14 protein-coding genes and 1 other annotated feature are annotated in these 15,009 nt (G+C 46.2%); all 14 genes read right to left on the minus strand.

The features are described from left to right. Positions 1–145: 145 nt before the first annotated feature. Positions 146–3,238, minus strand: a complete 3,093-nt coding sequence (gene ileS / locus NST40_RS23650) for an isoleucine--tRNA ligase (protein WP_076185244.1) — start codon at positions 3,236–3,238, stop codon at positions 146–148. A 478-nt stretch (positions 3,239–3,716) separates the two neighbouring features. After that, positions 3,717–3,991, minus strand: a binding site (T-box leader). Positions 3,992–4,176: 185 nt separating this feature from the next. Then, the gene (locus NST40_RS23655) at positions 4,177–4,689 is read right to left on the minus strand and encodes a DivIVA domain-containing protein (protein ID WP_051491297.1); all 513 of its coding nucleotides are present in this window, start codon (positions 4,687–4,689) and stop codon (positions 4,177–4,179) included. 227 nt (positions 4,690–4,916) lie between these two features. Further along, a complete protein-coding gene (locus tag NST40_RS23660; RefSeq protein ID WP_036683613.1) occupies positions 4,917–5,699 on the minus strand; it encodes a YlmH/Sll1252 family protein in 783 nt (260 codons plus the stop codon). Positions 5,700–5,708: 9 nt separating this feature from the next. After that, a complete protein-coding gene (locus tag NST40_RS23665) occupies positions 5,709–5,975 on the minus strand; it encodes a YggT family protein (protein ID WP_036683616.1) in 267 nt (88 codons plus the stop codon). Positions 5,976–5,982: 7 nt separating this feature from the next. Further along, positions 5,983–6,423 (minus strand): cell division protein SepF, encoded by a 441-nt coding sequence (gene sepF, locus NST40_RS23670; protein ID WP_036683619.1) that lies wholly within the window; start codon positions 6,421–6,423, stop codon positions 5,983–5,985. Between the two features lie 11 nt (positions 6,424–6,434). Further along, positions 6,435–7,121 carry a YggS family pyridoxal phosphate-dependent enzyme gene (locus NST40_RS23675; protein ID WP_036683622.1) on the minus strand — a complete coding sequence of 229 codons (687 nt, stop codon included), beginning with the start codon at positions 7,119–7,121 and terminating at the stop codon, positions 6,435–6,437. A gap of 3 nt (positions 7,122–7,124) precedes the next feature. Further along, a complete protein-coding gene (gene pgeF, locus NST40_RS23680) occupies positions 7,125–7,982 on the minus strand; it encodes a peptidoglycan editing factor PgeF (RefSeq protein WP_076276757.1) in 858 nt (285 codons plus the stop codon). Positions 7,983–8,086: 104 nt separating this feature from the next. Further along, positions 8,087–8,431, minus strand: coding sequence for a YlmC/YmxH family sporulation protein (locus NST40_RS23685; RefSeq protein WP_036683628.1), 345 nt, complete (start codon positions 8,429–8,431; stop codon positions 8,087–8,089). A gap of 130 nt (positions 8,432–8,561) precedes the next feature. Beyond that, the gene (gene sigG / locus NST40_RS23690) at positions 8,562–9,344 is read right to left on the minus strand and encodes an RNA polymerase sporulation sigma factor SigG (RefSeq protein ID WP_036683631.1); all 783 of its coding nucleotides are present in this window, start codon (positions 9,342–9,344) and stop codon (positions 8,562–8,564) included. A gap of 78 nt (positions 9,345–9,422) precedes the next feature. Continuing rightward, positions 9,423–10,145 (minus strand): RNA polymerase sporulation sigma factor SigE, encoded by a 723-nt coding sequence (gene sigE, locus NST40_RS23695; protein WP_036683937.1) that lies wholly within the window; start codon positions 10,143–10,145, stop codon positions 9,423–9,425. Between the two features lie 92 nt (positions 10,146–10,237). Then, positions 10,238–11,185, minus strand: a complete 948-nt coding sequence (gene spoIIGA, locus NST40_RS23700) for a sigma-E processing peptidase SpoIIGA (RefSeq protein WP_076129086.1) — start codon at positions 11,183–11,185, stop codon at positions 10,238–10,240. Positions 11,186–11,454: 269 nt separating this feature from the next. Then, the gene (gene ftsZ, locus NST40_RS23705) at positions 11,455–12,576 is read right to left on the minus strand and encodes a cell division protein FtsZ (protein ID WP_076129065.1); all 1,122 of its coding nucleotides are present in this window, start codon (positions 12,574–12,576) and stop codon (positions 11,455–11,457) included. 61 nt (positions 12,577–12,637) lie between these two features. Beyond that, entirely contained in the window at positions 12,638–13,900 is a 1,263-nt protein-coding gene (gene ftsA, locus NST40_RS23710) for a cell division protein FtsA (RefSeq protein WP_076136520.1), read from the minus strand. A gap of 343 nt (positions 13,901–14,243) precedes the next feature. Then, positions 14,244–14,999 (minus strand): FtsQ-type POTRA domain-containing protein, encoded by a 756-nt coding sequence (locus NST40_RS23715; protein ID WP_076276756.1) that lies wholly within the window; start codon positions 14,997–14,999, stop codon positions 14,244–14,246. Positions 15,000–15,009 lie beyond the last annotated feature (10 nt).

The raw sequence follows: 15,009 nt of genomic DNA on the forward strand, positions 1-15,009 counted from the left end.
CCGGCCAAAGAGAATTCATCTCCTTAAGCTCGGGACTCGTTAGTTTTGCGCCGAAATATAAAGACTATATTTCCCGCATAAACGGAAGATCTCCGTTTACACTTATGCCGCTAGTATATGCTGTTTTGGGACAGGTAATGCAGAATTATGCTTCGATATGGATACCGATGGATTTATCACCGACTTCTACCGTCTCAAAAGCATGTTCTCCATCAAAATCAACCGTAGTCACAAGAACATTGTCTCGCAATACATTGTCAAATGCTGTAACAGCTGCTTTTAGCTCATCATCTAACTTCAAAGTGAGTGCGATCCGTTTCTCGATCGGCAGATCCAGACGTTTACGGTAATCTTGAACCGCACGAATGATCTCACGAACCCAGCCTTCTTGTTCAAGCTCAGGCGTGATTTCGGTATTGAGCGCAACCGTAACTCCATATCCGGAAGCTGCGGCGAAACCTGCTTTGGCTTGTTTTTCAACAAGCAGCTCTTCAGAAGTGATTACAAGCTCTTCACCTTCAGGTGTCGCAATTGCAATTTTACCGTCCTGTACCGCTTTGCGGGTAGAATCACTGTCGAGGCTTTTCAGGAAGCCTTGCAGGAAGCCTACATTTTTACCGTATTTTTTACCGGCTACCTTAAGATTCAGCTTGAGTGTGAAATCAACAAATCCGCTGTCACTGTTCTCCAGCACGATGTTCTTGATGTTGATCTCATCTTTGATGATCTCTTCATACTCAGCCAAATGGAAGTCACGGTTCATCGAAACGATCAGCTCGGACAGCGGTTGACGATTCTTAATGCCTGTTTCGTTACGTACGTTACGCGCCAACTCAACGATCTGTCTTGCACTTTCCATATCCTCTTCCAGCTCTTTATCGATCAAGTTCTCGTCAGCAACCGGGTAGTCTGCCAAATGCACACTTTCTCCGCCGCCAAGGTTCGTGAAGATATCTTCGGACAACATCGGCGTAAATGGAGCCATCAAAGTTGCTGTCGCCAAAAGCACATGAGTCAACGTACGGTAAGCATCCAGTTTATCTTCACCTAGGCCACTCCCCCAGAAACGGTCACGGGAACGACGGATATACCAGTTACTCAGCTCATCCACAAAGTTCTCAATAGCTCTAGACGTATTCACGAAGTCATTTACCGCAAGCCCTTTATCCACCAAAAGAATCAAGCTGTTCAGACGGGACAGAATCCAGCGGTCCAGCTTATGTTTTGATACTTTAAAAGGATGATCGGCTGGATCGTAACCATCAATGCCCGCATACAGCGTCAAGAAGGCATGTGTATTTACCAGCGTATCCACTACTTTAGATTTCGTCTCACCTACAAGACCACGCGAGAAACGTTTATTATTCCACGGTGCACTGTCGGACAAAATAGCCCAACGGAAAGCATCCGTGCCGTAATCGTTCATGATTTCCCAAGGATCAATAACATTGCCTTTGGATTTAGACATTTTTTGACCATTCTCATCGAGGATATGACCGTGAGCAATAACTGCTTTATATGGAGCTTTACCCTTGAACAAGGTGGATACTGCAAGCAAGCTGTAGAACCATCCACGGGTCTGGTCGATCCCTTCACAGATCATATCTGCCGGGTACTGATCATCCAGCTTATCCTCGTTCTCAAACGGATAATGGCTTTGTGCAAAAGGCATCGAGCCACTATCGAACCATACGTCGATCACTTCCGATGTACGAACCATCTCTGCACCTTCGCTAAACGGACTGCGCAGCTTGATCTTATCCACGAAAGGTTTATGCAGTTCGATATCTTCAGGAACCTCACCAATCGCCATCGCTCTTAGCTCTTCAATGCTGTGTGGTGCAAACTCTTTGCCCGTCTCTTGACATACCCAGACATTGAGGGGTGTACCCCAATAACGGTTACGGCTGATATTCCAGTCAACCAGTTCATCCAAGAACTTCCCGAAACGACCTTCACGTACATGCTCAGGGTACCAAGCCACACTGTTGTTGTTAGCAATCAGCTGATCTTTGATCGCTGTAGTGTTGATGAACCAGCTGTCTGTTGCGTAATACAAAAGTGGTGTATCACAACGCCAGCAGAACGGATAGCTGTGCTCGTATTTCTCTTTACCGTAAAGCAATCCTTTTTCAGACAAAACCTTAATGATATCCAGATCGCAATCCTTAACAAAACGTCCCGCAAAATCAGAGACTACATCTGTATACTTACCGGAATTATCAACCACATTTACGAAGCTGATGCCATTCTCACGGCAAGTCTTGTAGTCATCTTCACCATGTGCTGGTGCCATGTGTACGATCCCTGTACCACTGGAATCTGTAACGAAAGAAGCGCCTACGATAACATTGCTTTTCTCTGCCTTAATATATCCGAATGGAGGTGCGTAAGTTTTACCGATAAACTCGGAACCTTTATGTGTAGAAAGGACTGTGTGCTCACCTTTCATTACTTCTTCGACCAAGTTTTTAGCAACGATGTACACACCATCTTCTTGTTGCACACGTACATAATCCATGTCCGGGTTCATAGCTAGCGCCATATGGGCTGGCAAGGTCCAAGGTGTTGTCGTCCAAGCCAATACGTAGTCTCCGCTGTCATCCAGCTTGAACTTCGCGGTCGCACTGAGATCCTTAACGGTTTTGTAGCCTTGAGCAACTTCATGTGAGCTTAGTGTAGTCTGGCAGCTCGGGCAATACGGGCTAACACGGTGTCCGCGGTAAAGCAACCCGTTCTCATGCACTGTAGCCAAGATGTTCCATACACTTTCGATATAGGTGTTATCCAAGGTTACGTAAGGATTATCTAAATCCGTCCAGTATCCGATTGCTTCTGTAAATTCACGCCATTGCTTCTCATAACCGAAGACGCTGTCTTTACATTCCTGGATGAATTTTTCTACGCCATATTCCTCGATCTCTTGTTTGCCGGAGATGCCAAGCTTCTTTTGTACGCCTAGTTCTACTGGCAGACCGTGTGTATCCCAGCCCGCTTTACGTACCACGCGGTAACCTTTCATCGTCTGGTAACGACCGATGAAATCCTTGATTACCCGTCCCAGCACGTGTCCGATATGCGGCGCACCGTTTGCTGTAGGCGGACCTTCATAGAATACATAATTTGGACGTCCCTCACGGTTCTCCATGGACTTGCGGAACGTATTTTCGTCGCTCCATTTCTTTAATATGCGGACATCTCTTGCCCGCGCCTTTTCTCTGACATCTACTTTTTGCATGTGATGGTCAATCCTTTCATGGATTAGTCTATAAAGCTCTTTTCGATCTTTGGGCGATCCTTGCCCAGCTGGTCGCCCACCGCTCTTGCCCGGGCACCCGAGCCGCGATCCCGCAGGGCAGCAATCGCTCGGGGCGCCATACGCGACCTTGCGCAGCTGGTCGCTCACCGCTCTTGCCCTGGCTCCCGAGCCGCGATCCCGCAGGGCAGCAATCGCTCGGGGCGCCATACGCGACCTTGCGCAGCTGGTCGCGCACCGCTCTTGCCGTAAAGGCCCCGCAGGCGAACCCGCCAGGGGAGCCTAAGAAGGGCCGCTCCTTCAGCCACATGAATCCGTTCGTTTCCACCACCGTACCTAGTTTGCACGAGGCTTTACTTTGCGGGTGTCCAGAGGGCAGCAGCCCTTGGGGTCCCCCTTAGAAAGGGGGATTTAGGGGGATGGCCGCCCCGGAACAACAAAATAAGCGTCATCCCACCCCCAAAGGGGCGAGACGACGCTCGCGATACCACCCTAATTCTGCGCATGAGCACATCCTTAAGGGGAGTGTATTCAGCACAATCTCAGTCCTGCGCGTAAATCTTGTGCACAGGTCCGGTGTAACGTCCGGCAGACGGTTAGGCTTACGCACGATCAACGCTTCAGCTTAACTTCTAGGGGAAGATCTTCCGGCAGGGTTCGAACAATCGGCTCGCAGCAATCGCCGACTCTCTGGAGAACGTTACCTTGTCGTACTTGTCCCGTCATCGAATACATATAAACATTATACAGATATGTTCTATTTATAGACTTTTTGAATCTAAATGTCAACAACCATTCGCCCAATCTAGCTATTATGAGCGTACTTGCGCATGGAGTTCACTTTATTATGGTCTATTTTATCGGAAAATAAAAATAGAGGGAATAGCTCCCTCTATTTAGCCAATTATCGTCTGAAACCTTTAGATGCGATGAAGAACATCATCCTTGAAAGCTACATTCTCGCTCGCCTCACGACTCTCTAAGGCATTCCAGTCATCCTGTGATAACAGCTCCAGCTGAGCTTCCACTAATGTCCGGAAACGAGTGCGATAGATCGAAGCTTGCTTGCGCAATTCTTCAGTCTCAATAGCAACCTTACGGGATTTGGATAACGCTTCGTTAATAATCCGATCGGCGTTTTTCTCCGCTTCCTTGATAATGAGCTGGGATTCCTTCTTGGAGTTGTTCTTCACATCATCCGCCGCTTCCTGAGCGACTAAGATCGTCTTCGATAAACTTTCTTCAATATTCACAAAATGATCCAGACGCTCTTGAATAGACAAAAGCTGATTCTGCAGTTCCTTGTTCTCACGGATGACACTTTCGTAATCCTTGATCACTTGATCCAGAAATTCGTTGACCTCGTCCTCATCATAACCGCGAAGTCTCCGAGAAAACTCCTTGTTATGTATATCGAGCGGTGTTAATGGCATGCTGTGCACCTCCTAGAAATTTCGGACCTTCTTTATCTCTAAATCGCAACTAAGCGGCAGACAAAGAAGAAAGACTGTACTTCAAGTAAAGGCAGAAGGTGTTCCTGTGTTCCGCCTGCCATTCATGGTCCGCCTCTTCTTAAAAGTATCGGCGTCCAGCTTAAAAAATGTTTGATTCCCTCGAAATAATCAATTTCGACAAGTAAGACCGTATTCCTGCAAGGGATTCACACAAATTTACCAATCTGAACACGGTATCGGCCCTTTTTCGTCAAACTGCCGACCTCTAGAACCTTGAAGCGACCAAAGCCTTGAATAGATACCATGTCACCATCCTTAAGACCACAGGATGGGTCTTCCTCCACTTTCCAGTTTACCCGAACACGTCCAGCCTTGATGGGAGCAAGAATTTTGCTTCGGCTAAGCCGTGTTACATCTGCGGCAATGCCATCCAATCGCAGGGATGCTACAGTCAAATCCATCAATTCCAGCTTAACCTCACTATTACGCAAGGCGGAAAGGGGTAATACTTCCGTACTTACCTGTATCCGGTGCACTCCAGTTAAATTCATAGCTAAATAATCTGCAATATCAGCAGCGACTACAACATGACAACCATCGTCCAGAACATGAATATCACCGATTTTGCCTCGTTTAACGCCCAGCCCCAGAATAGAACCCATGTAGTCCCCATGCTCCAGAGCCAGAAACTTCTGCTCCCCTGAGGTTATTGCAAGCACCTTCAGCTCCATGTCTTCCTGATCCAGGTCACGATAATCAGGAGCGACAAGCGCTCGCTTCCGCTCTGCCTCAGCATGTCCACCTTCCCATTTAACAATCACATCAGGATGGCGGTTAACTAAAGTTTGCAGAATAAAACCTTGGCGGGGATCGAGAAATTCAGTTAATTTAGTCTCATGATATTCTCCAGCGTTGGTAACCCATTCGAAGGCCTTGTCCACAAATTGACGTTCATCGGGATGAAAATGCCCGTAAACTTCGTTCTTCATCACAATTGCCTAAAAAATCAAATGCAGGATAGATTTAAGTCCGCCTGCCGCAAATTCCAAGACAAGTAATGCAATAATTGGAGAGATATCAAGTGTACCGAAGAGCGGTGGAATAAACCGTCTGAAAGGTGTTAAATACGGCTCTACGAGTTTGCTTAGCAGTTCACCAATGAAGTTATCACGAACGTTGGGTAACCAGGACATTAGCACATAGAAAATAATCATGTAAAAATAAATGTTAAACAAAATATCGATAATGTAATCAATTTGAAGCAAAGCCCATTCACCTCATTCTGTTATAGTCTTGATCGTCACCTAGGATTTCTGTAATGGAGCCTTGAATTTCAACAGTATCTGGAGTGCACATAAATATATTGCCCCCAATTTTAGAGATTCCTCCCCCAAGGGCATAAACAGTTCCGCTGAGAAAATCAATAATTCGCATTGCTTGATCATTGCGAACACGCTGCAGGTTAATTACTACCGTCCGATGCGAACGGAGATGATCAGCAATCTCCTGTGCCTCATCATATGAACGTGGTTCATATAATACAACCTTGACATTTTTTTGCGAATGGATACTGACAACGTTGCCCCTCTGATTTTTGCGGGTTTCTACAGGGGCCGGCTCATACTCATCTTCTTCGTGGATTTGCTCCCGCTCCACAACTTCCTCTTCCTCCTGCAAGCCCAAAAAACTCATAAATCGGTTCATAACGCTCATCACGATCCCTCCTAATGGCCTACTAACACCGTACCCAGGCGTACCCAGGTGGCTCCTTCCTGTATCGCCACTTCAAAATCATTCGACATTCCCATGGACAGCTCCGTAATCGGCTCAGGTGTCAAAGCAAGTTGATTAAGCTCATCGCGCAGCTCACGAAGTCCGCGAAATACAGGACGGGTAAGCTCTGGATCACCTTCTAAAGGTGCCATCGTCATAAGTCCAATTACCTTAACGCGGTCCAAACTAGCGATTTCACGTAAAAATCCAGGTACTGCCTCAGGTGACAGACCAAACTTCGTATCTTCGCCAGAGATATTCACTTGAAGAAACACATTCACTTCCTGATCAGCGGCAAGCGCCTTTTTGTGTAATTCTTGCGCCAGAGACATCCGGTCCAAAGAGTGTATATATTGAAATTTGCCAATAACGTCTTTAACCTTATTGGTTTGCAAATGCCCGATAAAATGCCATGTCCCTTTGTCCCCTAAAACCTTCCATTTGTGCTCAGCATCCTGCCAGCGACTCTCAGCAACATGCTCTAGGCCTGCCTCCAATACGGAGGATACCATTTCCAGAGAAACATATTTCGTCACTGCAATTACCTTGACGTCATTACGATCCCGGCCGCTTGCCGCGCAGGCACGTGCTACACGTTCCTCTACCTCAGCAATTCTCTCCTGCAGTGTTAAAGACAACTTTCAACTCTCCTTTATTCCGATCCAGCTCGTCATTCTGCCTGTAATACCGTTTTCTTTGCGATAAGAAAAAAACAAATCACGATTACAGCTTGTACACCATGTTGTACATTCGATATGAGTCGGCAATATTCCTGCTTTTATCATAATGCGTCGATTCATTTCTTTCAAGTTTAGCAAGTATTTACTCTGATCAGTCTCTGAGGCTCTGTAAAGCTCCACAGCATCGAAAGTTTCTATCCCCTCATTCAAGCTGCCCTCCAGCTGCCCAACATGCTCCATCACATAATCATCCACCTCATAACAGCAGTCGCCAATGGATGGACCGATCGCTGCCACAATATCATGTGGATGGCTGCCGTATACCGTTTGCAGCTTACTCACCATAGCTGCGGCAATCTGAGCCACCGTTCCTTTCCAGCCTGCATGCGCAAGACCGACGACTCTACGCACGGGATCATAAAAATAAAGGGGCACACAATCCGCATAAAAAGAAGTCAACAAAACCCCAGGCACATCCGTCAGCAGACCATCCGTAGCTTGAAATGCCGATGCTCTGTCCTGTTGTCCCCGCCCACGGTCTACTTCCCTTACTACAGCTATCTCTGCCCCATGAGTTTGTTCTCCACAGGTCCATGCTTCCGGCTTGAAATCAAGAGCTTCGGCAAGCGCTCTCCGATTGCTCAGGACATCTTCAGGAGCATCCCCAACGTGAAACGCACAATTCAGGCTGTCATAGGGCGCCTTGCTAGCCCCTCCCTGTCTACCAGTAAACCCCGCTGTAATTTCGTTATGCTCCACTCGCCAAGGCTCCAGATGGAGCAGCATAAGCATTTCTTTCCCCTGCACAAACGGTTCCATTTCCTCACCTCCGCCTTAGTGTACCACATGTAAATACCCGTACAAAGTGACGGTTAAGCCTGATCGCCTAAATTCTTAAATAAAAAAACAAAAAACGCACCTAATTAATAAGTGCGCCGTTCGCTGCGATCTCCCCGTTCCAGATACATCGTTTCACGCTCTTCCTGTCCCGGAGACATCCGCGACTCTTCAATCTTCACGAGTACTACATCGGACCCGATCTTAACTATATTCCGCCATGGAATAATCAGATCTGTCCCGCCTCCGAACAATCCCATAAACCGAGTGTATCCGGGTATAACGATGGCATCAATGACACCACGGCGCAAATCAAGCTCCAGATCACTAATCTGCCCCAGCCGCTTGCCATCTACAATGTTGATAACATCCTTCGTCTGAAAATCTGAGATTTTCATTTTTTTGGCAGACCCTTGATAATCCTCGTTCATCTCACCACCCCTGTACAATCCGACCTATAGTCCAATATATGATCCGGAAGCTTGTCAACATGCATTAAAAAGAGGAGACAACCCAAAATCCTTAACCCGGATTCTGGAATATCTCCTCATGGCTACTGCTCTAAGATTTCACGTGTTTTTGCATTTGCTGAATCGCAGATTTCTCCAGACGTGAGACCTGTGCCTGTGAAATGCCAATCTCATCTGCGACCTCCATCTGTGTTTTCCCTTCGAAAAACCGCATGGATAAAATTCGTTTCTCCCTTTGTCCTAACTTACGCATCGCTTCACGTAATGCAATTTCTTCGATCCACGACACATCCTTATTCTTATCGTCGCTAATCTGGTCCATTACATAAATAGGATCGCCGCCGTCATGATAGATCGGCTCGAATAAGGACACTGGATCCTGAATGGCATCAAGAGCAAAAACAACATCTTCCTTCGGCACACCCAGCGCTTCTGATATTTCGAATATCGTCGGTTCCCGTGAGTTCTGATTGGTCAGACTATCACGTACCTGGAGCGCCTTGTAGGCGATATCTCTGAGAGAACGTGATACCCGAATCGGGTTGTTATCACGCAGGTAACGCCGAATCTCACCGATAATCATCGGAACTGCATATGTGGAGAATTTAACGTTTTGTGATAAATCGAAATTATCGATGGCTTTCATCAGACCGATGCAACCCACCTGGAACAAATCGTCAACAAATTCCCCCCTATTATTGAACCTCTGGATAACGCTTAGAACAAGTCTAAGATTACCGTTTACCAATTTCTCTCTGGCGGATCGCTCGCCCTGCTGCTGCAGCGAAGTGAACAGTTGCCGCATTTCCACATTCGTTAGAACAGGCAGCTTAGCAGTATCCACACCGCAAATCTCGACTTTATTACGGGTCATGATGATTTACCTCCCAAGGAGAAACATTACTGTACATTATCTCCCGGGCTCGCCATTTTATTCCTTGCTAATTTCACCTTACACCATCTTGTTAAACTCCTTGCGCAGCCGCTTGATAATTCTTTTCTCCAGCCGCGAAATATAAGATTGGGAGATGCCAAGCAGATCAGCCACATCTTTTTGTGTCTTTTCTTCGCCTCCGCGCAGGCCAAATCTCAGCTCCATAATAAGTCTTTCCCGGTCACTCAGCTTTTCCAGTGCCTTTTGCAGCAGCTTACGATCAACCTGTTCTTCTATGTTCCGATAGATGGTATCATTTTCCGTTCCTAATACGTCAGAAAGCAATAATTCATTGCCATCCCAATCAATATTAAGCGGCTCATCAAAAGAAACCTCACTCCGTGTCTTGCTGTTCCGCCGCAGATACATTAAGATTTCATTCTCTATGCAGCGGGATGCATAAGTAGCCAGTTTTATTTTTTTCTCAGGATCAAAAGTATTCACAGCCTTAATTAAGCCAATAGCGCCAATCGAAACCAGATCCTCGATATTGATGCCGGTATTCTCAAATTTACGAGCGATATATACTACCAAGCGAAGATTGCGCTCAATCAACATCGCACGAACAGCTGCATCGCCGCTAGACAGCCGCTGAAGCAGATATTCTTCTTCTTCCCGTGTCAGCGGTGGAGGAAGTGCCTCACTCCCGCCAATATAATAGATTTCCTGACTCTTCAGCCCTAGTAGAAACAGCATGCGGTAATATTGCAGCTGCAGAGCAATTTTCCATTTGACCATTATTTGTTCCTCCTCCAAGAAGTGCACGGTTCGCGTGTGAAGCTTTCAAATCCCGCTTTCAGCCATCAGAAGTTTGGTTCAGCTAGCTTTAAAGATTAGGAAGGCAGTGCTGCAACAGTAGCGCTCTCTTTTTGAGTCAAATCAGGATGTATTACAGCCCGATAGGCTCCATCCCCCGACAATGTCCCACCATCCAGCCCAATCAAGACTCTTTTACAATAAAAGATATCTTCACCAAGCTTTATCGTCACCTGATCAGGCTTCAGTGCGAGCATAAATGATGCCCCCCGGTTAACTCCCCTGTAAGGCACCAGTCGCATCCTGTCCTGCCAAGCAAACGACTGCCCGTCCGTTTCTAGTAAAAGTTTGTCCGCTCCGTCCTGAGTGAGTCTACCTTTCCATGTTTCAGGCAGATGTCCCTCCCAAAGCGAAGATTCCATAACCATCACCGGTATGCGGGTCAAAGGATCACAAAGCCGGTTACCTGTGTCTAGCAGGCCGGGACAGGAAACAGTCACTCCATCAATTTCTACTACCACCTCACCGATATAGGTTTCAAGCTGCTCCCTTCTGATTCGTGAGGAGTGCACTGCCTTGAAACAGATTAACACCAGGGGAAATACTGCAATTACAAACCAAAAGCCAATCTTTAGGCGGTAAGCATGCCCTCCTGAAGCAGTGAACATAATACCATTCCAAATATCACCGGAGCTCTGCAGCAAATAGTGAATACCTACAATCCCACCAGCCGCTGCGAAATTGATAATATAAAAAGCTCCCATAGTGCGAAGGTAGCTTTGCAGACTCCCAAAACCAAAGGCAATCCATAGCATAACCACCGACAAGCCAAACTTAATGAGGAAGGTATACATGAAAGACAACTCCGGCACAAACATCATCACCACATACAGCGCACCAACCAGAGCTGAGAGGACTAAGCGCCACCATGATATCCTCAGCTTGACCATCCAGCCTGTCAGCCACAAAAGAATTCCGTCGATCACTAGATTGGCGGCGAATATCAAGTCAATATAAACAACCAGTGCATTCACCTGCTTACTATGGCGGAATCTATCCTGTAGCCAAAATAGATCAGGCTCTGTTTTTTTGGACGATATGATTAGTATAAAAAGTCTCGCATTCAAAGTCTGTCTAAACTTGGGGGGCATTCTTAAGGTTTTTTTGTCGAGTTATAGCGCGGGAGGGTTTTATTCCTACTGAACAGCATTTCACATAAAAAAAAGCACCGCATTGCCCTAGCTCTATTAGCTGGGGAATACGGTGCTTCATATCTCTTAATAAAAATATTTAATTAGTCATTGTTGCCACGATTACGGTTACGCAGGAACGTCGGAATATCTAACTGATCTGACGTGTTCTGATTCCCGAACGGACGCAGATTAGCAGCGTTCTTATCCGGTGCTGCCGCTGGCTCGTTATTCGTCGAGACCGGACGGCGTCCTGGAGCTTCAGGCGATGGTTTATGTTCAAAGCCAGTAGCAATTACTGTTACTTTGATATCATCCTTCAGGCCTTCATCAATTATCGCACCAAAGATCATATTCACTTCAGGATCAGAGGCGGATGTAACAATCTCAGCCGCTTCATTGACTTCGTATAGAGAGAGGTTAGATCCTCCCGTAATGTTCATGATTACGCCGCGGGCGCCTTCAATAGACGTTTCCAAGAGTGGGCTCATGATGGCTTTACGTGCTGCTTCAGACGCACGATTCTCACCATTTGCAATACCAATACCCATAAGCGCTGAACCGCGCTCTGTCATGATCGTCTTTACATCCGCAAAGTCAAGGTTAATCAGACCAGGAACCTTAATTAGGTCAGAGATACCTTGAACAGCCTGCCGGAGAACATTATCTGCTTCACGGAAAGCTTCCAACATCGGTGTTTTCTTATCAACAATTTCAAGCAAACGGTCATTTGGAATGACGATTAGCGTGTCGACTTTTTCTTTCAAAGCTTCGATTCCCAGCATTGCCTGGTTATAACGTTTTCTTCCTTCAAATGTGAACGGGCGAGTCACTACACCCACAGTCAGGGCTCCACACTCTCTAGCAATTTCAGCTATAACTGGCGCCGCACCTGTACCTGTACCGCCACCCATTCCTGCAGTAACAAATACCATATCTGCACCTTTAAGGGTATTCGAAATCAGATCACGGGATTCCTCCGCTGCTTTCTTACCTACTTCAGGGTTGGCGCCTGCACCCAAACCGCGGGTCAGCTTGTCCCCAATCTGCAGCTTGTGCTCCGATTTGGCCATATGCAACGCTTGGGCGTCTGTATTAACCGTAATAAATTCTACACCCTGAACGCCGTTTTCAATCATCCGGTTGACAGCATTACTACCTCCGCCGCCCACGCCGATGACTTTTATTTGCGCCAAGCTCTCCATTTCAAAATCAAATTCTAACATATTGTTCCATCTCCCCCTCAATGTGCTTGGATGGCCGGTCCAAGTATATCTGGACTTACACTTATATAAACTCGCTAAACATATTTTTTAGACGCTCCACAAATCCGGGCTTCTGAACAGTTTCCTGACTCGGAGTGGCGTTCTGCTTGCTCCGGTTGACCGTCTTTTTGTTGCTGCTTCCACCACTGTTTCTTCCACGGAAACTACGGACAACATTATGCAGAATACCGACACCGCCGGTAAACCCAGGGTCCCGTACACCGATATAATCCGGCACGGCGATGCGTACAGATGCAGCCAGCTCAGTCTGAGCAGCCTTCAATACACCCGGCATCGAGACAGTACCACCTGTTAGTATATAACCTCCAGGCAGTTCACTGTAACCAAGCCGTTTAACTTCTTGACGAATCAGGTGGAATATTTCTTGCACCCTTGGCTCGATAATGGCCGCCAGATCCTCTTGGTTAAATTCCTTCTCCACGTTACTGCCAATGCGCAATACCTTGAAGACAACGTCTGAGGCTGCATCGTCAATCCAAGCACAACCATATTTAAGTTTTACCTTCTCCGCTTGATCAGTAAGTGTCCGAAGTCCGTAGGCAATATCATTGGTTACGAATTCTCCTCCGATCGGAATCGTGGAGGTTGCACTAAGAGAACCCTCTTCGTATATGGCTATTGTTGTTGAGCCCGCACCGATATCAACCAGAACAGATCCCATCGATTTCTCGTCCTTGGACAGCGCCAATCCACCAGCTCCAAGAGACATCAGCACAAGATCCTTTACCTTCAGCCCTGATTTCTCAACACAGCGTAGTAGATTATGTATTGGCGTCTTAGCACCCGTAATGATTGTTGCCTCAACTTCCAGACGAACACCAATCATTCCGCGCGGGTCTTGAATTCCTTCAAGACCATCGACGATAAATTGTTTGGGAACAACATCAATCACTTCACGCTCCGGAGGCATAGCAATGACTTCCGCAGCTTTAATTACGCGATCGATATCATCATCGCCGATTTCACGATCCTCATTCTGAACGGCCACAACGCCGTGGCTGGATTGCAGGCCAATATGATTACCGGAAATGCCTACATAAACCTCTGATATTTGAATACCCACCATCTGCTCTGCATGATCTATAGCACTTTTGATCGATTGCACAGTTTGGTCGATATCTACAATCGCGCCTTTACGTATTCCTTCCGAATCGGCAGATCCAACGCCAATAATATTAAAGGTTCCATTGGTAACTTCCCCAATTATTGCCCGAACTTTGGATGTACCGATGTCCAAACTAACAATGATGTCATTGTTGCTCAAGTCCTATGGCACCTCCTGTTATAATCATAATTAATTGCATTACCTTATCCCGGTCCCGGGAAACTTCTCTGTACATATTCAACATACCTAATCCTTTCCCTCTTTTTTCTACAAATTTTTTGAACGGAATAATATTCCAACATCCCCAAATGTGAATAGTTACTCATATGTTATTGTAAAAATAGCAATTATCACAAGAAATATCGGCCTAATTGGTCATCTCAACCAAATATAGTACTATATCTCAAAAAAATCGAAGAAAAAAGAGGGATATAGCTTCTTGCCCGTAACTCCGATTGTAGCATTTTTTTAACTCTATTAGTAGGGACTATTTACCTCCACACTACTCTTGCGCAACATCTTCTTCATCGCTTTCAACCTGAAAAGGAACATATGAATCGGCTTCTAGCATTTTAATGAGTCCAGGCTGTTCAGTCTCTATAATCTGATTCAAATAGGACACCTTGCTCTTTAGCAAAGAGATGGCTGTAATCACCTCAAAACGGGATCTAGTATAGAGCTTGATCCGGTCTGGAAAAGACAAAGTCGGTGAGGGAACAATCTCAGAGATATCACTTGTCAATTCATTAGGAATGCTTGCTAATGCTTGACAAAGCTTAGCCTTATTCGGATCTTCCGGGTCCCAGTTCGTTAATATAGGTTTCTCAACAGCAATTCCAGTCTCATTAACAGGCACTGCAGCTCCACTGGACAGAATCGCCTTTAAGAGGCCTCCCTGTTCCAGTTCATAGGCTACCGCTGGAAATTCCTCAATCTTCACTGTGATCACCCCGGGGAAATCCTTCTGCACGCTGACGTCTTTAATCGTCTTAAGCTTCAGCAGAGATTCTTCCACATCTTTCGTTGATACAGCAAAGAATTGCCCACCTATTTTAATTCCACTTTGTGAGAGTAGCTCTTCACTAGTAGAATACTTACTACCTTGAAAATCTATCACTGTAATATGGCTAATAGACGATCTAAAAAAAATCACAGCAAGAAGCGCAGTGAACAGCAGCAGCAGGATCGCCGTAATCTTACGGCTCATTTTTTTCTTAGGCTTGTCCTCTTTAAGAAGAGGTAATCGGGTTGTAGTCATTCTCATATTC

The sequence above is a fragment of the Paenibacillus sp. FSL R10-2778 genome (assembly GCF_038593035.1).
Lineage (GTDB): Bacteria > Bacillota > Bacilli > Paenibacillales > Paenibacillaceae > Paenibacillus_AQ > Paenibacillus_AQ odorifer.

Coding starts and splice junctions, on each gene's coding strand:
- ileS (WP_076185244.1), bottom strand. CDS start 3,238: ATGCAAAAAGTAGATGTCAGAGAAAAGGCGCGGGCAAGAGATGTCCGC.
- NST40_RS23655 (WP_051491297.1), bottom strand. CDS start 4,689: ATGCCATTAACACCGCTCGATATACATAACAAGGAGTTTTCTCGGAGA.
- NST40_RS23660 (WP_036683613.1), bottom strand. CDS start 5,699: ATGAAGAACGAAGTTTACGGGCATTTTCATCCCGATGAACGTCAATTT.
- sepF (WP_036683619.1), bottom strand. CDS start 6,423: ATGAGCGTTATGAACCGATTTATGAGTTTTTTGGGCTTGCAGGAGGAA.
- pgeF (WP_076276757.1), bottom strand. CDS start 7,982: ATGGAACCGTTTGTGCAGGGGAAAGAAATGCTTATGCTGCTCCATCTG.
- NST40_RS23685 (WP_036683628.1), bottom strand. CDS start 8,431: ATGAACGAGGATTATCAAGGGTCTGCCAAAAAAATGAAAATCTCAGAT.
- sigG (WP_036683631.1), bottom strand. CDS start 9,344: ATGACCCGTAATAAAGTCGAGATTTGCGGTGTGGATACTGCTAAGCTG.
- ftsZ (WP_076129065.1), bottom strand. CDS start 12,576: ATGTTAGAATTTGATTTTGAAATGGAGAGCTTGGCGCAAATAAAAGTC.
- NST40_RS23715 (WP_076276756.1), bottom strand. CDS start 14,999: ATGACTACAACCCGATTACCTCTTCTTAAAGAGGACAAGCCTAAGAAA.